General features: G+C 33.2%; 20 protein-coding genes and 2 tRNA genes. 11 read left to right on the forward strand and 11 right to left on the reverse strand.

What is annotated here, in order from left to right; genetic code table 11:
- Positions 1–177: 177 nt before the first annotated feature.
- On the reverse strand, positions 178–1,470 hold the full coding sequence (gene fahA / locus Q4Q47_RS21580; protein ID WP_303308803.1) for a fumarylacetoacetase: 1,293 nt from the start codon (positions 1,468–1,470) through the stop codon (positions 178–180).
- 203 nt (positions 1,471–1,673) lie between these two features.
- Between fahA and glyA the strand changes: the two genes are divergently transcribed.
- Positions 1,674–2,948 (forward strand): serine hydroxymethyltransferase, encoded by a 1,275-nt coding sequence (glyA, locus tag Q4Q47_RS21585; RefSeq protein ID WP_303308804.1) that lies wholly within the window; start codon positions 1,674–1,676, stop codon positions 2,946–2,948.
- Positions 2,949–3,214: 266 nt separating this feature from the next.
- Here the strand turns inward: glyA and Q4Q47_RS21590 are convergent, their stop codons facing one another.
- The 9 genes from Q4Q47_RS21590 to Q4Q47_RS21630 all read right to left on the reverse strand — a co-directional run bounded on the left by Q4Q47_RS21590 (position 3,215) and on the right by Q4Q47_RS21630 (position 12,713).
- Positions 3,215–4,093, reverse strand: coding sequence for a bile acid:sodium symporter family protein (locus Q4Q47_RS21590; protein WP_303308805.1), 879 nt, complete (start codon positions 4,091–4,093; stop codon positions 3,215–3,217).
- A gap of 93 nt (positions 4,094–4,186) precedes the next feature.
- Entirely contained in the window at positions 4,187–4,885 is a 699-nt protein-coding gene (locus tag Q4Q47_RS21595; RefSeq protein ID WP_303308806.1) for a glycohydrolase toxin TNT-related protein, read from the reverse strand.
- 128 nt (positions 4,886–5,013) lie between these two features.
- Positions 5,014–5,520 (reverse strand): hypothetical protein, encoded by a 507-nt coding sequence (locus Q4Q47_RS21600; protein WP_303308807.1) that lies wholly within the window; start codon positions 5,518–5,520, stop codon positions 5,014–5,016.
- A 182-nt stretch (positions 5,521–5,702) separates the two neighbouring features.
- Positions 5,703–7,271, reverse strand: a complete 1,569-nt coding sequence (locus Q4Q47_RS21605) for a hypothetical protein (RefSeq protein WP_303308808.1) — start codon at positions 7,269–7,271, stop codon at positions 5,703–5,705.
- Between the two features lie 289 nt (positions 7,272–7,560).
- Positions 7,561–8,292 (reverse strand): hypothetical protein, encoded by a 732-nt coding sequence (locus Q4Q47_RS21610; protein ID WP_303308809.1) that lies wholly within the window; start codon positions 8,290–8,292, stop codon positions 7,561–7,563.
- 332 nt (positions 8,293–8,624) lie between these two features.
- Entirely contained in the window at positions 8,625–9,647 is a 1,023-nt protein-coding gene (locus tag Q4Q47_RS21615) for a UDP-glucose--hexose-1-phosphate uridylyltransferase (RefSeq protein ID WP_303308810.1), read from the reverse strand.
- Between the two features lie 20 nt (positions 9,648–9,667).
- Positions 9,668–10,816: a galactokinase gene (gene galK, locus Q4Q47_RS21620; protein WP_303308811.1), complete on the reverse strand. Its 1,149-nt coding sequence runs from the start codon at positions 10,814–10,816 to the stop codon at positions 9,668–9,670.
- An 11-nt stretch (positions 10,817–10,827) separates the two neighbouring features.
- The gene (locus Q4Q47_RS21625) at positions 10,828–11,712 is read right to left on the reverse strand and encodes an aldose 1-epimerase (protein ID WP_303308812.1); all 885 of its coding nucleotides are present in this window, start codon (positions 11,710–11,712) and stop codon (positions 10,828–10,830) included.
- Positions 11,713–11,720: 8 nt separating this feature from the next.
- A complete protein-coding gene (locus Q4Q47_RS21630; protein WP_303308813.1) occupies positions 11,721–12,713 on the reverse strand; it encodes a GntR family transcriptional regulator in 993 nt (330 codons plus the stop codon).
- 148 nt (positions 12,714–12,861) lie between these two features.
- Here Q4Q47_RS21630 and Q4Q47_RS21635 point away from each other — a divergent pair, with 148 nt between their 5' ends.
- Together Q4Q47_RS21635 and Q4Q47_RS21640 are read left to right on the forward strand one after the other, a co-directional pair.
- Positions 12,862–14,490 (forward strand): sodium/sugar symporter, encoded by a 1,629-nt coding sequence (locus Q4Q47_RS21635; RefSeq protein ID WP_303308814.1) that lies wholly within the window; start codon positions 12,862–12,864, stop codon positions 14,488–14,490.
- Positions 14,491–14,703: 213 nt separating this feature from the next.
- Positions 14,704–14,777, forward strand: a tRNA-Arg gene (locus Q4Q47_RS21640).
- A 140-nt stretch (positions 14,778–14,917) separates the two neighbouring features.
- On the opposite strand, the gene Q4Q47_RS21645 is transcribed toward Q4Q47_RS21640, so the two are convergent.
- Positions 14,918–15,124: a hypothetical protein gene (locus Q4Q47_RS21645; RefSeq protein ID WP_303308815.1), complete on the reverse strand. Its 207-nt coding sequence runs from the start codon at positions 15,122–15,124 to the stop codon at positions 14,918–14,920.
- 677 nt (positions 15,125–15,801) lie between these two features.
- On the opposite strand from Q4Q47_RS21645, the gene Q4Q47_RS21650 reads away from it, so the two are divergent.
- From Q4Q47_RS21650 to Q4Q47_RS21685, 8 genes are all read left to right on the forward strand, one after another.
- Complete coding sequence (locus Q4Q47_RS21650) at positions 15,802–17,301, forward strand: T9SS type B sorting domain-containing protein (protein WP_303308816.1); 1,500 nt, start codon at positions 15,802–15,804, stop codon at positions 17,299–17,301.
- A 31-nt stretch (positions 17,302–17,332) separates the two neighbouring features.
- Entirely contained in the window at positions 17,333–18,265 is a 933-nt protein-coding gene (locus Q4Q47_RS21655) for a PorP/SprF family type IX secretion system membrane protein (protein ID WP_303308817.1), read from the forward strand.
- Between the two features lie 13 nt (positions 18,266–18,278).
- Positions 18,279–20,171, forward strand: coding sequence for an OmpA family protein (locus tag Q4Q47_RS21660; protein WP_303308818.1), 1,893 nt, complete (start codon positions 18,279–18,281; stop codon positions 20,169–20,171).
- 295 nt (positions 20,172–20,466) lie between these two features.
- Positions 20,467–20,991, forward strand: a complete 525-nt coding sequence (gene idi, locus Q4Q47_RS21665; RefSeq protein ID WP_303308819.1) for an isopentenyl-diphosphate Delta-isomerase — start codon at positions 20,467–20,469, stop codon at positions 20,989–20,991.
- Entirely contained in the window at positions 20,988–21,398 is a 411-nt protein-coding gene (locus Q4Q47_RS21670; protein WP_303308820.1) for a 6-pyruvoyl trahydropterin synthase family protein, read from the forward strand. Before idi ends, Q4Q47_RS21670 begins: the two co-directional genes overlap by 4 nt.
- Positions 21,399–22,370, forward strand: a complete 972-nt coding sequence (locus Q4Q47_RS21675; RefSeq protein ID WP_303308821.1) for a type I phosphomannose isomerase catalytic subunit — start codon at positions 21,399–21,401, stop codon at positions 22,368–22,370.
- A 27-nt stretch (positions 22,371–22,397) separates the two neighbouring features.
- Positions 22,398–22,667, forward strand: coding sequence for a hypothetical protein (locus Q4Q47_RS21680; RefSeq protein ID WP_303308822.1), 270 nt, complete (start codon positions 22,398–22,400; stop codon positions 22,665–22,667).
- 61 nt (positions 22,668–22,728) lie between these two features.
- Positions 22,729–22,805 (forward strand) — tRNA-Thr (locus Q4Q47_RS21685).
- Positions 22,806–22,919 lie beyond the last annotated feature (114 nt).

A 22,919-nucleotide genomic window follows, 5' to 3' on the forward strand; every position in this document is an offset into this window, starting at 1 on the left:
TGTTATTGGTTACTTAGGGAGTTAACCCAATAGTTGTGCCAAAATACTAAAAAAACAGATAAAATGCCAATAAACACGTTTAAATGAATTTATTTTTATTTATTGTAAGTTTTTTATTTCAAAAAAATAATTTCAAATATAGCCAGTAATGGGCTAGAAAAACAGATTAAGTTTTTGTTATTTGTTTTTTTTAGGATTAAAAACCGGAAGCAGTTTTGTAGAAACTTCACCAAAACCAATCCGTGTCCCTTCTTTTTCACAAAAACCTCTCATAATAACAGTATCGTGGTCGTTGATAAACTTACGTTCTGAACCATCCTTCATTTTTAGTGGCTTTTCACCTTTCCACGAAAGTTCCAGCATAGATCCATAAGAATCTGGTGTAGGTCCAGAAATAGTACCACTTCCCATCATATCACCAGAGTTTACAGGACAACCATTAACAGTATGATGTGTTAATTGTTGTGCCATATTCCAATACATATATTTAAAATTAGACTTACTAACCACTGTTTCTTTGGCACCTTTTGGTTGTATAGCAACTTCTAAATTAATATCGAAGCTCTTTTTTCCCTTGTATTTAAGGTATTCAAGCTGTGGTTTTATAGGTTTAGGACCTTCAACTCTGTAAGGCTCTAAAGCATCAAGTGTTACAATCCATGGTGAGATTGAAGATGCGAAGTTTTTAGCTAAAAATGGACCTAAAGGTACATATTCCCATTTTTGAATATCTCGAGCACTCCAATCGTTAAATAAGACGAGTCCAAAAATGTATTCTTCGGCTTCTTCTATTGGAATAGATTCTCCTAAATCGTTGGCATCCGTAGTTATAAACGCCATTTCTAATTCAAAATCAACTAATTTACTGGGTCCGAAAACAGGCTCTTTAGCATCACCAGGCAATGTTTGTCCTTGTGGTCTGTGAACTGGAATGCCAGAAGGAATAATAGAAGAACTACGGCCATGGTACCCAACTGGAATGTGTAACCAATTTGGTAATAAGGCATTATCAGGATCTCTAAACATGGTTCCTACATTAGTAGCGTGTTCTTTACTTGAGTAAAAATCTGTATAATCTCCAATATGCACAGGTAATTGCATTTCAATTTCATCTAAACGAAATAATACAATTTCTTTATGTTTTTTGTTGTTTTTAAGTGATGTGTTTTCAGAATCAAAAATATCTGCAATTCTATTACGAACCAAACGCCATGTTTTTCTACCATCTGCAATAAAATCATTTAAAGTATCTTGAAGAAAAATATCCTCTGTTAATGGAATATCCTTAAAATAACCTAATTGATGTAAAGCCCCAAGATCTATGGCTGTATCACCAATACGTGTTCCTATGGTTATGATATCATCTCGAGTTAAGAAAACGCCGAAAGGAATATTCTGAATAGGAAAATCTGAATTCTTATCTACGTGTAACCACGACTTTCTATCTGGATTGTTAGCTGATAACGGCATAACTTAAATGTATTTATAGTTTATTAAATTCTCATCAAACCTACACATTTTTTTTATTTTAAATGAAAAAATGGGTGAAAATATAGATTAAATATAACCGTTAATAACATGGTTAAAAAACTTCAAAGTAAATAAACCTTTTTTGATGTAATTAATTATTCTATTTCCTATTTTTACCGAATATTTAACCATAATTTAATTTTATGCAACGCGACGAACAAATTTTTGAACTTATACAAGCTGAAAAAGAACGCCAACTACATGGTATTGAACTTATTGCATCAGAGAATTTTGTAAGTGACCAGGTTATGGAAGCTGCTGGCTCTGTGTTAACTAATAAATATGCTGAAGGCTATCCTGGAAAAAGGTATTATGGAGGTTGTGAAGTCGTTGATGAAGTTGAGCAAATTGCTATTGATAGAGCGAAAGCATTGTTTGGTGCTGCATACGTAAATGTGCAACCACATTCAGGAAGTCAAGCTAATACTGCTGTGTATCATGCATGTTTAAAGCCGGGTGATAAAATTTTAGGGTTCGATTTATCTCATGGAGGTCATTTAACACATGGATCTCCAGTAAATTTTTCAGGTAAACTTTACAATCCTGTATTTTATGGGGTAGAGCAGGAGACTGGTCTTTTAAATTATGATAAAATACAAGAAATAGCGACTGAAGAGCAACCAAAATTGATTATTGCTGGTGCTTCTGCATTTTCTCGTGATATCGATTTTAAACGTTTTAGAGTGATTGCTGATAGTGTTGGTGCTATTTTAATGGCAGATATTTCACATCCTGCCGGATTAATAGCTAAAGGGATTTTAAACGATCCGTTACCACATTGTCATATTGTAACCACGACAACGCACAAGACACTAAGAGGCCCAAGAGGTGGTATCATCATGATGGGGCAGGATTTTGATAACCCGTTTGGAATTACTTTAAAAAATGGAAATCTTCGTAAAATGTCATCGTTATTAGACTCCGCTGTTTTTCCTGGAAATCAAGGGGGGCCTTTAGAGCATATTATTGCGGCTAAAGCGATTGCCTTTGGAGAAGCGTTAACAGATGATTTTTTAAACTACCAATTACAAGTAAAACAGAATGCTGCAGTTATGGCTGAGGCTTTAGTTTCTAAGGGTTATAATATTATCTCTGGCGGGACTGATAATCACTGTATGTTGATTGATTTACGTAACAAAAATCTTTCTGGTAAAGATGCTGAAAATGCTTTAGTTAAAGCAGATATTACAGTAAACAAAAACATGGTGCCTTTTGATGATAAATCACCGTTTGTAACATCTGGAATTCGTTTAGGGGTTTCTGCGGTTACAACTCGTGGTTTAAAAGAAGATGATATGCTAGCTATCGTGGAATTAATTGATGAAGTTATTGTTAATTATGAAGATGAATCAGTTTTAGAAGCTATTAAAGATAAAGTGAATACCATGATGAAGGACAACCCTTTGTTTGTGGCATAGTACCATGCTGAAATGAATTCAGCATCACAACATCAATACATTATAAATAAGAACCCTGCTTTATGCAGGGTTTTTGTTTATAACACGTAAATGCTGCTAATCAAATATTTTAGATGTTTGTTTAATATGTTTGTGTATAGTTAGTTGCATTTGCTAGGACTAAGTTCGTAAATGGAAAACGAACCAGAGAAAAATCTGTAAGATTTTCCGAGTACACACAGAATAAGCAATTGATTATACGAGTCTTTGTTGGGCTTATTATTTTTTTATTTAGAATCTACATCAGGTCTTTTTCCTAATTGCCACATTAAAATTCCTCCAGTTATAAACATCCAAATAGAATATGCTCCAGTTGGAATACCCATTTCTACATTATTTAATATTGAAGTAGCAATTACAAATGCTAACGTACCGTTTTGTATACCACTTTCGATTGTAATTGAGATAGCGTTTTTTAAATTCAATTTAAACAATTTGGCAGTCAAGTACCCTAAGCCCATAGTTGCTATATTAAGTACCAATGTAACTAATCCAGCTGCTTTCATTCCATCAACTAGCTTATCAGCATTGGCAGCTAATACTGCAATAAATACTAGTATGAAAATCACTGTTGAGGCAGTGCGCATTGGTTTTTCCATCCGTTTTGCAAAATTGGTTTTGTATTTACGAATAAGCATTCCTATCGAAATAGGAATAACTGTGATTCCCATTATTTGTATAATAGTATCTATTATGGGTAATTTAATTGTAACATCTGTGTTACTACCAAAATATTCTAATGCATAAGACAGAATAAAGGGTATTGTCAAGATACTTATAATGCTAGCAATAGCAGTTAGTGTGACCGATAATGCAATATTCCCTTTACAAACCTGTGTTATTAAATTACTAGTTGGGCCACCAGGGCAAGTAGCTAAAATCATTAATCCAACTGCCATTACAGGATTTAGATTAAAAGCTATAGCTAGTGAAAATCCAATAATAGGTAAAAAGATAAGTTGATTGGTAAGACCAATTAAAATTGCTTTAGGATATTTTATAATTCTAGTAAAATCGGCAAGAATTAAAGTCATTCCCATACCTAGCATTATGATAGCAAGAGATAATGGTAAGAATACTTTACTTATAAGTTCGGCTGCATTCATAGGTTGATTAATTATTTATATGCGTCGTTAGTGTATTAAGCCCAACAATTGGATATTGATAATTGTCCTTATCCACATTTTTGGCATAGTATTTTATTTATCTAATTTTGATTTTTTTATTAAATGAATTCCGCCAATTTCATAAGCAACACTAATGGGAATCGACTTTCCTTTTAGTTGAAAACTTCCGTTTTGAAAAGATGTAATTCTTTCGTCAATTAAGAAAAAATATTCTTCTTTATTTGTCAATACATTTAAATTGTTGTTCGTAAGTTCTATTTGTTCAAAATATTCAACTATTCCAAGTTTGTTTAATTCAGGAATTGTCACTTTTTGAGAATTTAGTTCACACACATGTTTTTCTCCAAGTCCAGGCATTCCAAACCAAGGAGCTGCTTGACCAACTTGTAATGAAACTTTTGAAGTGTCTCCTTCGAAAAGGAAGTGTCTAGTCTTAAAAGTCTCAAATTCTGGTGGTAAAGATTTTTTAGGGAATGGTTCTTCGGCTTTCCAAAAAAACATGACTTTGTTTTGCCAAGCTTGGTCATTAGGGTCTTCGCAAATCAAATTGTCAGTCCAATAATGCATATAAAGTTGACTCGCACGTAAAAATATGGTTGATTTTTCAATACTATCTTTTTGTTGATCAGTTAAAGATCTAATTCTTTTAAACCCAGAGTTTTCGTTCACAGCAATAAAAGTATCTCCTTTATTCAATTGAATTGTTTCACTTTCAACTTTTTCTTCAGTTTTCGATTCTTTTTTACCAAATAGTTTATCAAATATTCCCATTGACTAAATTCAGTTTAATTATTGTTTATCGCTATTGTTTTATATTAAGCCCAACGGTTTTGTACAACTTAGTTTCATGTTTAAGCACTTAATTTAGAATTATTTTATACATTGTTGGCAAATCGTTTTTATTCAGTTTTACTGTTTTCTACCATTTTAGTCTGTTCATTGAACCAAGGGTCAGTCAGTTCAATTGCTTTATTTACATAATTTGCAATCGGAATTGGTGGTCCCATTGATTCTGAACCATAATTATATCGAACTCCTTTAGTTTCTTTTCCGTCAGAGAGCGTTATTTCAAGCGTGCAAATTTTGCCTTTTTTGTCTGGATAATCATATACTCTATTGAGCAAAGATTGGAAATCTGGTGTCATTGATTTAGTCAGTTCGGATAAAAGGCTGTCTTTCTGAATTCCTATATAGAAGTTATTATCAATTTCTTCTGTTCCTCTTCCTTTTCGGTTCATTGTTCCGTCTTCATGAAGCAAAATCATTAGAGAAGGTTCTCCTTCAATATTCAGTTCGATAGTTGTTGCCTCGTAATTATTTCTAATGTCTTTGTGGGTTTTTTGCGATTTATTTTTTCCGCATCCGAAAAATGAAAACATAATTATCAATATTAAAATTCGGTTCATTGGGAGTTCTTCTTAAATGTTTGCCAATGCAAAGATAAAGTTCCGTTTCAATAAACATTTATCGATTGTTACCTGCCTGTCGGCAGACTGGAACGAAGTTAGTTGAATTTTTTTTACAAAGTCAAGATTAAAAAAGTATTTTTTTAGATAAAAATTGTGTTGCTAACAAAAGATATTTAAGATTAGTTGTCTTCCTCTGGAAATGTAATATGCTGATAAGCTCCCAAATCTGGAGCCCCCGTTCTATTCACATTCAAAATATCAAAAGGAACTTGAGTGGCAGAAGCCGGAAGCCCTTTGTTAATGGCAGCAGATCCATCACCAATAATGAGCATATTAGCATCAGTATCCTTAAAATTAGGATCTTCATTAAAAATATTACCTTCATAATGATTGGTATCATTTAAATCATAATTAGGCCCAGAAAAGTTGTTGTTTCTATCTTCAAAACGAATTAAGCAGTTCGTGAATTTAAAATTAAATACCACAGCATCATCTTCAATTTCATCAAGTAAAATTTCGGGATTATCATTTCCGTAGATAATACAGTTATTAAAATTAGCTTCGGTTAAATCTGCAATGGTCGCATTGTTATCTTCATCTAACACAAAATTATTAATTAAAACAGAAGGGAATTGTCTAAATCCATTATTCCAATAGTTTGCAATGGTACTATGTGTAAAGTTATATTTACCGCCTAAAGTTCCTGCAAATGATACTAATCCTGTATTATTGATAACTATATTTTCACCAGCAATGGAAGTGTTTCTTCCAAAAATACCGTAATTACTGGAATTATAAATTTGTGAATTGGTTATAGTTAGTTTGTCTGAAATAGCATTTGGATTACCATCACATAAGATACCAACTGATGCATTTTTAATGGTGGCGTAGTTTACCGAATTATTGATACTACCATCCAATAACCAAATGGTGCCCCATTGTCCCGGTGTATTAGCAAAATTGGGTTCTAAACGATCGCCTTCAAAAATGACTTCGTTTTCTAATAGATCTTGATCGTTACTAAACGCGCCATTAACTTGTAATGACCCATTATTAGATACGATGATTCCCGAATTGTTATGAAAATGTATTCTGGCTCCTGCATCAATAGTTAAGGTTTCTCCGTTTGGTACGGTGGCAAAACCATAAATAACATAAGGCTTTTCATTTGTAAAAGTAAGCTCTGTAGGTAGTAATTCGCGTCCTTGTAATTCGGTTTCAATTAATTCACCAGCAATATCAAGTGTTAAGGTTTCAACGACTTTTGTCGTGTTATCCCGATTAGGATAAATAAATACGGCATCTTGTACTAAGGTAACAAGTTCTACTTTCTGAAGGTTTGAATTAGCATCAAACTCAATTTGATCGGTATATAAAAAATTGCCGTCAGGGTTTGGGAAATTATTAATATCTATGGTCGATTCAATAAAAATAAATAAGCTATCCTTGGCTAATATTTCTACATTTTCAAAAATTTCACCAGCAACACCGTCTACATTTAATCTGTAATTGGAAGATTGACCTAAGGCTAACCTTAGTGAAGGTATAGAAATATCATCATTACTTCTGTTATAAACCTTTAGGTTGTATGTGCTGGAACCAATGTTGGTGAAAATAGTATCCAGGTAAACAGTGTCTTTTGAAAACTCAAGATTACCAGTACTTGGAGAAAACTCAAAATCTTTACGGCATGAACTCCAAAGCATTAAAAATCCTATGGTTAAAATAAAGTATAAGTAACGTTTCATTAAAAGGAAAAGTTTTGATGGCTAAAAATATAACTTTTGAAGCTAAGATTTAGTATAATACTCTTTATTTTAATCGAAGAAAAGTTCTCCGAGGCCCTGCCTTGGGGTTTCCGTTGAAATTGTCATTCCCGTAAAAACGGGAATCTAAATAAAAGAATTTTGATTTTTGACCAGAAAGGTCAAAACCTGTGCTCAACTTGATTGGGTATAAAACGAGCGAAATACCTCTATGACTCTGCCTCGAGGATAGTTCGTTTCAAGAAATTCTTTATTTGAAAAAAAAGGGGACTTACTTTTTTTTAGATGCTTCAATTATTTTTAGAAATGAGTTGCTATAGTTTACCAAGCTATCTAAAAGTATGATTTCACTTTCGTTTTTGAGTAATTCTTTATCTAGATTTTTAGTTTCGCAATATTCAAAAAAGAGTTGTTTGCGGTCTTTGGGTATTGTTAAATTATTAGTAAGCAATTCATCATTGAAAAAGGGGCTATTGGAAAATAAGGAATCTAAGGCTTTATGTGATATAGGAACTATAGATACGTTTTTTCCTTTTTTCTTGAAAAGTTTACCAATTAATCCTATGACTCTAACAACATCAAGCCCATATTTAGAAGAGGTGCCGTATAGATGAGGGTTAGATTTTATGTCTTTAGCGATTTGTTCTTTTAGCCCGGCTTTTTCTTTGGAGGGATTAAACGCTTTCGGTTTTATATTATTTTGTATTAGTATTTCATTAAGTCTGTTTATGGTTTTTCTCAACTCAATAACCATAATACCATTAAAATGAGACTTGGTAAGTTTTATAATTTTTTTATTATGGAATATAGAATGAAATGAAAGGGTATCACCCATATTCGCTTGAATGGTAAAGCTGCCATAGTTATCTGTATACGTCCTTGTTTTTTTACTAAGGTTAAAAACGTCTATGCCTTTAACGGTTGTGTCGCTATCATAGACTTTTCCTGTTATATTTTGAGAAAATATTGAAAATGGCAAAAGAATAAAAATGAAGTATTTCATTTTTGTTTTAATGATTGTCGTTTCTCAAATTAAAGTGTTTTATAACTTAAATAGTTGGCATTTAAGATACTTTAACTATAGTTTTAATGAACTCTTAACGTTTCATACCATAAAATGAAATAAAAGAGGCTGTCTAAAAAATGTCATTCTGAATATTACCTTCTAAACAAAATATATTTTGTTTAGAAGGTAGCTGCGAAGCTGTGAAGAATCTCTTTAAAACATAATATGTTGATTTATAAAATGATAAGATTCTTCACTATGTTCTGAATGACAAAATATATTACTTTTTAGACAGCCTCTTAAAAACTTCGCTATTAATCGAGAGAAAATTAAACCAAATCCTTAATCATTTTTGTTGCAATTTCAGCGGTAATATCACGTTGCGGAGAGCCAAACATTTCATAGCCTACCATAAATTTCTTTACAGTGGCACTTCTTAACAACGGTGGATAAAAACTCATGTGCCAATGCCAGTGTATATTTGCGTTTCCATCGGTTGGAGCTTGGTGTATACCACTAGAATAGGGGAACGATGTGTTAAATAATTTATCGTATGCTTTTGTTATTACTGATATAGCTTCAGCGTAGTCTAAAGCTTCAGCATCATTTAGTTCTAAAATATTTGATTGTTGCTTTTTAGGTACAATCATAGTCTCGAACGGCCATACTGCCCAAAAAGGAATTAATACAACAAACGAATCATTTTCAAAAATAATACGCTCTTGCTTTTCTAATTCTTGTGCTAAATAATCACCTAGAAGGCTGCTACTATTTTTGTTGTAATAGGCTAGCTGCTGTGTGTTTTTTTTATCAACTTCATTGGGAAGTGTAGACTGGCTCCAAATTTGTCCATGTGGGTGTGGGTTACTACATCCCATCACAGCGCCTTTGTTTTCAAATATTTGAACGTAATTAATATTGGGATTTTCTGAGAGTTCTTTGAATTCTTTTTGCCAAGCGAAAACGACTTTCAGAATGTCTTTAGTATCCATATTTGCTAAGCTTTTTGAGTGATCCGGACTAAAGCAAATAACTTTGCATATTCCGGTTTCACTTTCGGCTACTAACAAGCCATCTTGTACTGAAAAAGATTTAGAATCTTTTTGCAAGGCAGCAAAATCGTTTGTAAAAACAAATACATCTTGATACTTTGGATTTATTTCGCCATTAATTCTGGTATTGCCTGCACATAAATAACAGGTTTCATCATAAGTTGGTCTAACAGTATTAGATATTGCTTCATTTTGTCCTTGCCATGGTCGTTTTGCACGATGTGGCGATACTAGAACCCATTCACCAGTAAGTATATTAAAACGTTTATGCGAATAGTCTTGTAAATCTGTATGGTTCATTTTTAATAAATTGTAATTTATTATTTTACTAAGTGTGTGCCTTCAGATAGTTTTATAAAGTATACAGAACAGGCTTTGTTAAATTCCCTTTTATAAGCTATAGATGCGGCTTCTCCAAAAGCTTTGGCTTCACTTTTTGTTACTAAATTAATGGTACAACCACCAAATCCGCCACCCATCATTCTGGCTCCCAAAACCTGATCGTCTGCTTTTGCTAAGTTTACTAGAAAATCCAATTCATCACAACTTACTTTGTATTGATGTTGTAAGCCATCATGTGATTGAAAAATCAAAGCCCCTAATGTGTCCAAATCATTATCTTCAATAGCTTTTGACGCCTTTATAGCTCTATTGTTTTCTTGGATGACATATAGTGCCTTTTGATAATTTTCGGGGGTTACTTTGTCTTTTATGGCTTCTAAATCAGTTTCGGTAGCATCTCTTAATGCTTTTATTCCAAGTAATTCTGCGATGCTTTCACAAGCAGAACGTCTGTCATTATAGGCACTATCGGATAAACTATGCTTTACATTAGTATTAATGAGCATGAGTTGATGGTCTTTAAAATCTATCTTATAAGGTTTAGATTCTACCGTTCTACAATCTAAAAGTAATGCGTTGTTTTTGATGCCGAACATACTGGCATATTGATCCATAATCCCACATTTTACACCCACATAATTATGCTCTGCTTTTTGTGATATTAAAATCATTTCGTGCTTTGTTAATCCTAAATCAAATAACTCATTTAAGCCAAAAACAACGCTGTTTTCTAATGCTGCAGATGACGACATGCCAGCACCTCCTGGGATATCTCCCTTAAAAACAATATTAAAATTACCTACGACTTTGTTTCTATTTTGTATTTCGGAAACAACACCAAATACATAATTTTCCCAGCTGCCTTCAGCAGATGGTTTTAATTTATCTAATTCAAACTCAATACGACTGTTCATATCCAATGCATATGCGGTAGATCTATTTGTGTCGCTCTTTTGTATAGCAGCAGCAATACCTTTATCTACTGCTGCAGGAAACACAAACCCATCGTTATAATCTGTATGCTCCCCAATAATATTAATTCGCCCTGGGGAAAAAATAAGAATAGGTTCGGTTTTAAATGTTTCTATGAATGTTGTTTTTACATCATTAATCAATATAGCACTCATTTTAGTATATGTTATTTTATTTTTAAACTCCAGTTAATATGATAAGTATCATTTGCATCTAAAACCTCTAGCCCTATATTATTATTAAAACTGTCTGAAACTCCTGTTGTAGGTTCAATAGCTATTGTATTTAATTTAGAAGGGGTATAAGCCTGGAGGAAATTATTCTTTGCAGAAGATCTCATTATTAATTGATATTTTGGAGTGTTGAATGTCACCTCATTTGAATTCAAAATCCAACAATCATCCAATGGTTTATCTTCAATATTAAATGCATCTTTTAATTCGAAATCTTCAACACCAGTAGTGATGTTTCTTTCACCTAAAACTATTTTTTTAGTACTATTAAAATCTAGTGAGCTATTGAATAAGTTGTCACTTAAAAAATAAGGATGCCATCCTAAAGTATAAGGAAATGCTTTCGAATCTGTATTTTTTACAGATACATTTAAACTTAAGTTATTTGAAGTGAAAATATATTTTAACTGAATAGTATAGGTATAAGGAAATCCAATAGATAATTCAGTTTCGTTGTATTCTAGTAAAATAGATGCTGAATCATTACTAGTTTCTTGATTTATAATTTGAAACGTTTTATTGTAAACCAATCCATGAAGTGCATTATTTTCTTCTTTTTGGTTTATCTCAAATTGAAACGCTTTATTGTTAAAAGTATATACGCCATCTTTAATTCTGTTAGCAAAAGGAAATAAAATTGAAGAAGCATAGGTGTTGGCATAAGTTAATGGCGATAAATCTTTTATAATGGCATGCCCTTTTAATGTTAACTCTTGCAAACTGGCCCCGGAATTAAGGTGGATTTTTCCATATACCTTGTTTTCGGAGTTTTCAACCTCTAAAAGATTTAAAGCTTTATTGTGATTAATTTTGTACACTATTTTTTTTATAATGAGTTTCTGATAATTAGTCTGTTAGGATTCTCTATCTTAACTTTTTCTTTATTAGTTATCATTTCTGCTAAACGTTGTCCCATCCTATTAAAATCTGTAGAAATGGTTGTAATACCACCTTCTACAATTTCTTTAAGTAAGGTGTCATTGTACGAAATAATACCAATATCTTTTGCCAGTGAAAAGTTTTTACTTTTCATTTTTTTTATAATTTGGAGTAAGCTTTTATCATCTGGCATGATGTATAATTCTCCCTTTATTAAAACTTTATTTGTTAGTGAATTTATAACTTCAAAAGGTATTTCATTTTCTTTACAAAAGGAACTAAACCCTTTTAGCATACCTTGAGGTTGTTTGTCTTCAGAAAAAATTAGAATTATTTTTTCGTATTTCCTTATGAGATGTAATGCTTTAGTGAGATTATTAAAAATGGCTTTTTCAAAGTTTTGATAAATGGCCGAATATTCTAATAAGTCTTTATGTACTTGGTCTAAAATATAGACCTTATCGCTTGGTAATTTTTTTATATCCTTGTTTGTATTTGTCAAGTTTGCTGGCATGATTACATAATAGTTGTAGTCACCAACGTTATCATTAATTAACTTGCTAAAAAAGTTTTCGTTGAAATGATGGAAAAAAATATCTACTTGAATATTACCTCCTAAATTTTCTAAAAACGAATTATATAAATCTTCTTTAAAGGCATTTAATTCATCAAAAAGCAAAAATATCTTTTGGGTAACGTTTATATTTTCACTAGCTATATAATATCCTTTTCCAACTACAGATTGAATGATACCTCTGTTTTTTAACTCATTAAACGCCATTAAAACAGTATCTCTCGAAAGCTTATGGGTGTCTTTAATACTATTAATAGAAGGAATTTGATCTCCTTTTTTTAAAGCACCAGAAAGGATAGCATCTTCAATGGAGTTGATTATTTGCTTGTATTTTGGAACGCCTATTTTTTTCTTGATCTTTATCATATACCACTACAAATGTATCATTATTTTTTTAAAAAAACCTACTAGACCCTACTAGTTTGGTTTTTTTAAGGCAAGCATGCATTATTTCTAAATTTAATCTTTATATTTGAGTCTTAAATATTAATTAATCAAAATAATTTATTTTACTATGACAGCAGGATTCGAAATGTGGGACTATGTAGTCTTTATAGCCTACGCCATTTTAATTTTAGGAGTAGGGTTGTGGGTATCTAGAGATAAAGAAGGGCATCAAAAAAATGCCGAAGATTATTTCTTAGCAAGTAAATCTTTGCCATGGTGGGCCATTGGTACATCACTAATTGCAGCAAATATTTCAGCAGAACAGTTTATTGGAATGTCAGGATCCGGATTTGCTTTAGGGCTTGCGATTGCGTCTTATGAGTGGATGGCAGCTTTAACTCTAATCATTGTCGGTAAATATTTCTTGCCAATTTTTATAGAAAAAGGCTTATATACGATTCCCGAGTTTGTTGAAAAACGATTTTCAACGAATTTAAAAACGATACTAGCTGTATTTTGGTTAGCACTTTACATTTTTGTAAATCTAGCTTCAGTGCTATATTTAGGAGGGTTGGCTATAGAAACTATTATGGGGGTTGATATGATGTATGCTATTATTGGTTTAGCGTTATTTGCCGCAGCCTATTCTTTATATGGAGGCTTATCCGCTGTTGCCTGGACCGATGTTATACAAGTTGTATTTTTAGTATTAGGAGGTTTGTTTACTACTTATTTAGCATTGAATACGGTATCTGGAGGCGAAGGTGTTTTAGCAGGGTTCTCTAAAGTTGTAGAAGCGGCTCCCGAAAAATTTCATATGATACTAGAAGAAAGTAATGACAACTATATAAATCTACCTGGTATATGGGTATTAATAGGGGGCTTATGGGTCGCTAATTTATACTATTGGGGTTTCAATCAATATATTATACAAAGGACTTTAGCAGCTAAATCTTTAAAAGAGTCTCAAAAAGGGATTTTATTGGCAGCGTTTTTAAAACTTATCATTCCATTAATTGTAGTTGTTCCTGGTATTGCAGCTTATGTTATGGTAAACGATCCTTCGATTATGGCTAATTTGGGAGAGGCAGGAATGTTAAATTTGCCAACAACAGAGCAAGCAGATAAAGCATATCCTTGGTTGTTACAGTTTTTGCCAACAGGACTTAAAGGTATTGCTTTTGCTGCTTTAGCTGCTGCTATTGTATCTTCTTTAGCTTCTATGTTAAATTCAACATCAACCATTTTTACTATGGATATATACAAGCAATATGTTAATAAAAATGCTGATGATAAAACGACCGTAAATGTTGGACGTATTTCTGCAGCAGTAGCTTTAATAATTGCCGTCATTGTTGCGCCGCTTTTAGGAGGTATCGATCAGGCATTTCAGTTCATTCAGGAATACACGGGCATTGTGAGTCCGGGTATATTAGCCGTGTTTATTTTAGGTTTATTCTGGAAAAAAACCACGAATAATGCTGCCATTTGGGGAGCCGTCTTATCTATTCCAATTGCATTGGCACTTAAATTCTTACCTATTCCAATATTTGAGCCATGGATGCATCAAATGGGGATAACAACGTTATTAACGATGCTAGTTATAGTCGTATTAAGTAATATGCAAAATAAAGGAGCAGAAGACCCTAAAGGTATTCCGCTTACTAAAGAATTATTTAAAACGACACCATTATTTAATATTGGTTCGTTTGCAATTATGATTATACTAACCGTTTTATACGCTTTATTTTGGTAGTCAAATAAATAGATATCTATAAAAAACACCATTTAAATGGTGTTTTTTATTATATATTAATTTGAAAATAATTAGAATAAATGAATAATTAAAGCTAGAACCAAGGTTTTTAAAGTATTATGAATTATTGATAAAATTTATGAACATTTCTTTTGGTTAGATATGTAGTTAATTTTATATTTGCACACCAGAAATCGGAAATGTTTTCTTTTAGGGCTCTTAGCTCAGCTGGATAGAGCACCTCCCTTCTAAGGAGGCGGTCGAAGGTTCGAATCCTTCAGGGCTCACGAAAAGCTTCACTTGAAAAGGTGAGGCTTTTTTGTTTAATATATTTTGTAGTACTTGACAAGCTTTTATAAGAAATAACGTATCAAAAACAAAAGAGATCATGCCTAATTGTTGTGTTTAAGCAAAAATTCTAGTTAATCTAACGTGTTTTTAAATTAAATGGGATCAATCCAAAAGTTGTGTGTGAATTGAAATAAGAATAATATTTTTGCACAAAAAAGCCTCTTGGATCCATACATTGACCTACTGAAAGTTCTCTTGGGATTGATCCATCATTAGGTTGGTTAATAGTAAATTCTAGTACTACTTCTTTTGGAGGTAAATATTTTTCATCATCGTATACCATAAATTCTACCTTAGTGTTTATAGAAAAGTTGTTCGTCGTTTCAAGCTCAATCCTCTATTTAAACTCAACTTTGTCGGATAAATACTTAATACACTTTTTAGAGCGTTTTATCATATACGGTTATACCCTTTCTCTTCTTTTGTATCCTTTTTTTTAGATAATTCTTATAACTTTCAAATGCGAAAATTGCTGGTGTGGCCTATCTTCTAGAACTGTTTGAGAATATAAATGCCATCCTTCTTTAATTGTGGCGGTAGCTATTAATTCATACTCAGTTTACGAAATTTTTTTGTAGATGTTTCCTGTTTAACAGGATCAAAAACCTGAGAAAATTATTAAATTACTACTCTAAGGAATTTTATAAAAATAGATTAATTTAGTGAGACTGTGATGGAGACGGTGTAACAAACGGAGATGAACTGACCCCACCAGATGGCGAGAGTGCAACAGATCCAAATGATCCATGTGACTTTATCACTAGCGATATCACCTTAACACCAGATGCAGCCTTTTTAGCGGCAGACTGTGATGGAGACGGTGTAACAAACGGAGATGAACTGACCCCACCGGATGGTGAGAGTGCAACAGATCCAAATGATCCATGTGACTTTATTACTAACGATATTACCTTAACACCAGATGCAGCCTTTTTAGCGGCAGACTGTGATGGAGATGGTGTGACTAACGGCGATGAACTGACCCCACCGGATGGCGAGAGTGCAACAGATCCAAATAATCCATGTGACTTTACTACTAACGATATTACCTTAACACCAGATGCAGCCTTTTTAGCGGCAGACTGTGATGGAGACGGTGTAACAAACGGCGATGAACTGACCCCACCGGATGGTGAGAGTGCGACAGATCCAAATGATCCATGTGACTTTATTACTAACGATATTACCTTAACACCAGATGCAGCCTTTTTAGCGGCAGACTGTGATGGAGACGGTGTGACTAACGGCGATGAACTGACCCCACCAGATGGAGAGAGTGAAACAGACCCAAATGAGCCATGTGATTTCATTACTAGCGATATCACCTTAACACCAGATGCAGCCTTTTTAGCGGCAGACTGTGATGGAGACGGTGTAACAAACGGAGATGAACTGACCCCACCAGATGGCGAGAGTGCAACAGACCCAAATGAGCCATGTGATTTCATTACTAGCGATATCACCTTAACACCAGATGCAGCCTTTTTAGCGGCAGACTGTGATGGAGACGGTGTGACTAACGGCGATGAGTTAACGCCACCAGATGGCGAGAGTGCAACAGACCCAAATGAGCCATGTGATTTCATTACTAGCGATATCACCTTAACACCAGATGCAGTGTTTTTAGCGGCAGACTGTGATGGAGACGGTGTAACAAACGGAGATGAATTAACTCCACCAGGCGGAGGAACACCAACGGACCCATTAGACCCATGTTCATACAGGCCAACAGATATCACCGTAGCAGTAACGACAACAGCTAATTGTATTGGAGCACTGGAAGTAACCAAACTGGCCGATGATTCCGACACAGGATTAGGTGATACCATTACGTATACCATCGAGGTAGAAAACACTGGAAATGTAACCATAACCAACATAACATTGGTAGATACATTTACAGATATAAACGGTAATCCTCTGATATTAACAGAAGGGCCGGTATTTGATGACGCTGATCTAGGTAGTGTTGAAGGGACCTTATTAGTAGGAGAGATAGCAACCTACACAGCAACTTTTGAAATTAGCCAACTGGCGATCAATGCAGGAGGTTTAATCAATAGTGCAGAGGTCTCAGGAATCACTCCAAGTTTTGAAACCATAAGCGATGTAAGTGATGATGGTGATGATGTTGATGGCAATACAGAGGATGATCCTACAGAGACGGAATTAGGTTGTTTAATAGTGATTAATGAATTCTCACCAAACGGAGACGGTGTTAATGAATTCTTAGTGATAAACTGTATCACTAACTATCCGAATAACAGATTAGAGATTTATAATCGCTGGGGAAATATCGTCTATAAAAAGAACAATTATGATAATGACTTTGACGGGACCTCAAATGGTAGATCAACAATAAACGGCACAGAAAAGTTACCAGTAGGTACGTACTACTACGTATTAGACTTAGGAGACGGATCCAAGCCAAAAGTAGGTTGGTTATACATAAATAGATAAAATAGAAAACAAATAACTAAAGAAATTAAAAATGATAAAACAATCATCATTAACGAAAAGCTTAATTTTAGTAGTGTTTGCATTACTATTATCTATGGAGCTAAGCGCACAACAAGACCCACAATACACACAATACATGTATAATACAATGAGTGTAAACTCAGCTTATGCAGGTCAGCGAGACGTTTTAAGTATTACAGGTTTATATCGCACCCAATGGGTTGGTATCGAGGGTGCTCCAAAGACGATCACCTTTGGAGCCCATTCTCCATTAAGAAACAAGCGTTTGGGATTGGGATTAAACCTAGTAAGTGATAAATTAGGTCCATCGAGTGAAACCAATGTGGATGTTAATTTCTCATATACAATCCCTATAGATGAAATAAGAGGTACAGAACTATCATTTGGATTAAAAGGAGGCTTTCATTTACTAGACACAGATTGGAGCAAAGGCGTATTTCAATACCCGGACCGAGTTTTTAATGACAATCTAAATTTGTTTTCGCCAACCATAGGTGCCGGTTTATATTTACATTCAGAACAATGGTATTTAGGAATGTCTGTCCCGAACTTTTTTACAACAGAACATTATGATGGTGTACAAGAATCCATAGCCACCGAACGCTTACACTATTTTTTAATAGGAGGTTATGTATTTGATGTGAGTGAAAACACAAAGTTAAAACCAGCTGTTTTAGTAAAAGGTGTATCAGGAGCTCCACTAATAGCAGACTTATCGATAAATGCCTTATTTCATGAAAAACTAACCCTGGGTTTAGGCTATAGATGGGATGATTCCATTAGTGGCTTAGCAGGGTTTCAAATAAGCGACGACCTTTTTATAGGATACGCCTACGATTTAACGACCACAGATTTGAATAGTTATAATAGTGGTTCACATGAAATCATGTTAAGATTTGAATTGCAACGAATAGGAAGAATATTATCACCAAGATTCTTCTAAAAAGCCAAAGGCCATGAAAAAAAGAATATTCATACTACCGTTATTAACATTACTATTAGTTAATGTAGCCTTTTCTCAAAAAGGTATAACCAAACGAGCAAAGAAGACATACAATAATCTGTCTTATGTAAAAACGACAGAGCAATTATTAGCAGCAGCAGAGTCAGGTAATAAATCACCACGGTTATTAGAAAGTTTAGCAAATTCCTTTTACTATAATAGTAAAATGGAAGCCGCTTCAAAATGGTATGGCGAATTAATAGATTTAAAAGAAGAAAACTTAGATCCTGAAAATTACTTTAGATACTCACAAGCCTTAAAAGGGATAGGTGATTACGATAAAGCCGATAAAGTACTAAGAGAATTTATAGCTTTAAAACCAGAAGATACCAGAAGTAAATTGTTTAAATCAGATTATTTAAAAACAATAGATAAGCGCTCTGATAATTTTGAGATGAATAATTTAGAAATCAATACAGAATTTTCAGATTTTGGAACCTCCGTTTACCAAGACCATTTAGTTTTTGCATCCTCAAGAGGAGAGAATGAGGATCTATATAATTGGAATGAACAACCCTTTTTAGATATCTATGAGTTAAAAACTGATGACACAGCATCAGAAATAAAGGGATCAGTAAATACGAAGTATCACGAATCATCAACAACCTTTACCAAAGATGGTAAAACCGTATACTTTACAAGAAACAATTACTACAAAGGAGAATTTAAGAAGAATTCAAAAAGACTCCACGGGCTAAAAGTATATAAAGCAACATTAAAAGAAGGCTTATGGACAAATATAGAACCCTTATCCTTTAATAGTGATGACTACAATGTAGCTCACCCAGCACTGAGTGTAGATGAGACTAAGTTGTATTTTTCATCAGATATGGAAGGTACCCTGGGTGCCTCAGATATCTATGTAGTAGAGATAAAAGAAGACGGAAGCTATGGTGAACCAAAAAATCTGGGTTCAAAAATAAACACAGAAGGCAGAGAAAATTTTCCTTATATAAGTGATAAAGGAACACTTTATTTTTCATCCGATGGCCATCCAGGATTGGGAGGCTTAGATGTATTTGCATTTAAAAATATAGGTAACATAAGCAACTCAAATAATAAAGTAATTAATGTTGGGAAACCAATCAATAGTCAAAAAGATGATTTTGAGTATATTATAAACGAAGAAACGCTAAATGGTTATCTTTCGTCAAATAGAGAAGGGGGAAAGGGTGATGATGATATTTATAAATTTACAAGAAACCCATATCAGCAATACATAACAGGTAAGGTATTAGATAAGAAGACCGATCAAATTATAGCAGATGCAGATGTGGTGATTTATAACCATGCAAATGAGGCAGTAAAGACTTTAAAGTCAGATACAAACGGAGCATTTAGTTTGAAATTATCAGGAAGCCATAGTGAGTATAAATCACAGGCAACAAAAGTTAATTATAAAGAAGGCATTCAGTCTTTTAATATCGATACAGAAGAACTAGAATTAAAATTAGTCATAAAACTAGCACCAAATGAAGTAGATTTATTTAAAGTACTAAATTTAAAAGCTATCTATTTTGATTATGATAAATCAGATATAAGGCCAGAAGCCGAAATAGAATTAGCGAAGGTTATAAATTACCTTAAAGAGTTTCCGGAAACAAAGGTAGATGTAAGGTCACATACGGATTCCAGAGGATCCAAAAGATATAATCTCGCATTATCCAATAGAAGAAATAAATCTACGATAGACTACCTTATAAAAGGAGGGATAAATGCCAGTAGATTAACAGGAAAAGGATATGGAAAAACGGAGCTTATAAATAAATGTTCAAAAGGTGTTAAATGTAGCGAAGAAGAACATCAAGCCAATAGAAGAAGTGAGTTTATATTGGTTATAGACTAGACTTAGCGCATAACACATAAAAAAGGCATTCATAATAATTTATGGATGCTTTTTTATTTTATAGCTAAGCTTTAACTTAAAATTCTAATTATACCAAATAAACCTCAAAATGACACGCATAATTCGTTTCTTTTTTACTTATACTTCTTCAAAAAACAGAACCATAACTTTGGCTATGCTTAGATTTTTTGACTTATCTAAGCAAAAAATAATTCAAATTATTTATGAGTCATTTTGAAATTCAATTGGTATTAGAATATGTTTTTTAATATTTACTTGGTATTTTTGCTATTCTATGGAAGAAGAGAAAGTAATTCTTGTTAATGATAGAAATGAGCAAATTGGATTGATGCCAAAAATGGAAGCTCATGAAAAAGCTTTGTTGCATCGCGCATTTTCAGTTTTTATTTTTAATAATAAAAATGAATTAATGCTACAACAACGGGCTTTAGGAAAATACCATTCTCCAGGACTTTGGACCAATACTTGTTGCAGTCATCAACGTGATGGAGAAACTAATATTGAGGCAGGAAAAAGACGTTTGAAAGAAGAAATGGGATTTGTAGTAGACTTACAGGAATCGATTTCATTTATTTATAAAGCGCCATTTGATAATGGGTTAACCGAGCATGAGTACGATCATGTTTTACTGGGTAATTATAATAATGAACCCATTATTAATCCAGATGAAGTAGCAGATTGGAAATGGATGCCTTTAGAAGAAGTTAAGGCAGATATTTTGCTTCAACCGGACTTGTATACAGCATGGTTTAAGGTGATTTTTGATAAATTCTACGAACATATAAACATTTCCAAATGAGAGTAACTGTTAGTAGAAAGGCACATTTTAATGCAGCACACCGTTTGTATAGAAAAGATTGGAGTTTTGAGAAAAATGACACTATTTTTGGAAAATGTAATAACCCAAACTTTCATGGTCATAATTATGAACTCATTGTTAGCATTACAGGAGAGATAGATGAAGAAACGGGTTATGTTATTGACATGAAAATCTTAAAAGATATTATTAAATCTGAAGTAGAAGACGCTTTCGATCATAAAAATTTGAATGTAGAAGTACCGGAATTTAAAGATTTAAATCCAACGGCTGAAAATATAGCTGTCGTAATCTACAATAAAGTGAAGCCAAAATTGGCTGCATATTTAGAATTGGAGATTACTCTTTTTGAAACACCTCGTAATTTTGTAACCTATTCAGGAAAATAAATGAACAATACCTTATACCCTCTCAAATTCAGCCCAATTTTAAAAGATAAAATCTGGGGCGGACAAAAATTAAAAACCATCCTAAATAAAGAAAGTGATTTGCCAAATATTGGTGAAAGTTGGGAAATTAGTGATGTAGAAGGAGATACATCCATAGTATCAAATGGCAGTTTAGCAGGACATTCGTTAAAAGAACTTTTAGAAACTTTTAAAGGCCATTTAATAGGAGATAAAAACTATAGGATATTTGGAAATAAATTCCCCTTGCTTATTAAATTTATTGATGCTCGAGAAGACCTATCAATACAATTACACCCTAATGATGAGTTAGCAGCTAAGAGACATAATTCTTTCGGAAAAACAGAAATGTGGTATACACTACAAGCTGATGAAGGCTCCAATTTAATTGTTGGCTTTAATCAAGACATGGCTCCGGAAAAATATTTAAGTCATTTAGAAGATAAAACACTTACCGATATTTTAAATTTTGATGAAGTAAAAGTTGGAGATACTTATTTTATTGAAGTTGGCCGTATTCATGCAATAGGAGCTGGGGTTATGGTAGCTGAAATACAACAAACAAGTGATATTACATATCGCGTTTACGATTGGGATCGCGTAGATGATGCTGGTAATGAAAGAGAATTACATAATGATTTAGCAATTGATGCATTCGATTTTAATATGCCTGATAATTTTAGAGTAACATATTCTAAAACAGAAAATCAATCTAATGAAATGGTGAGTTGTCCTTATTTTACAACGAGCTATTTAAAGGTCACTGAAACACTTAAAAAGAAAAATGAATACGATTCATTTGTAATCTATATGTGTGTGGAAGGCGATGCAGAGATTTTGGTTGACGGTATTTCTGAGTCTATTAAAAAAGGAGAAACAATATTACTTCCTGCAGCAATTATTGATTATGAAATTGCCGCTAAAAATGCTACACTATTGGAAGTTTATGTTTAATTTTGCAATCAAATAAAAATACAGATTATGGCAAATGTTAGAGACCTAAAAAAAGACATTAATTATGTTTTAGGTGATATTATTGAAGCAGTTTACGTTTGGGAATATGCAAACACAGACAAAGATACAAAGAAGAGTGAAGCAATTATTGATGAAGCAATTGCCGTTTTTGATGAATTAATAGCTAAAGTAAATGCTAAAGATGTAGATAATGCAAAAACGCATTTTAAAGCAATTAATGCTGAGCTAGAAACTAAAGGCAGAGCCTTAATTGAAAAAATCAATAAATTGGGATAAATTTTTTAACGGACGCCTTGTAAATATTAATTTAGATATTATATTTGCAACCGTTAAATAAGCCGATGTAGCTCAGCTGGCTAGAGCAGCTGATTTGTAATCAGCAGGTCGTGGGTTCGAGTCCCTCCATCGGCTCCAAAGAAGTTAATTGCGTAAAAGAAGTTAATGAATAGTTTTAAAGCTGTTTTTTGACTTGGGAGAAGAAGTTTATCCTGAGCGCAGTCGAAGGGAGTCCCTCCATCGGCTCTTTGT

Source organism: Flavivirga spongiicola, assembly GCF_030540825.1.
In the GTDB taxonomy this organism is placed as follows: Bacteria; Bacteroidota; Bacteroidia; order Flavobacteriales; family Flavobacteriaceae; genus Flavivirga; species Flavivirga spongiicola.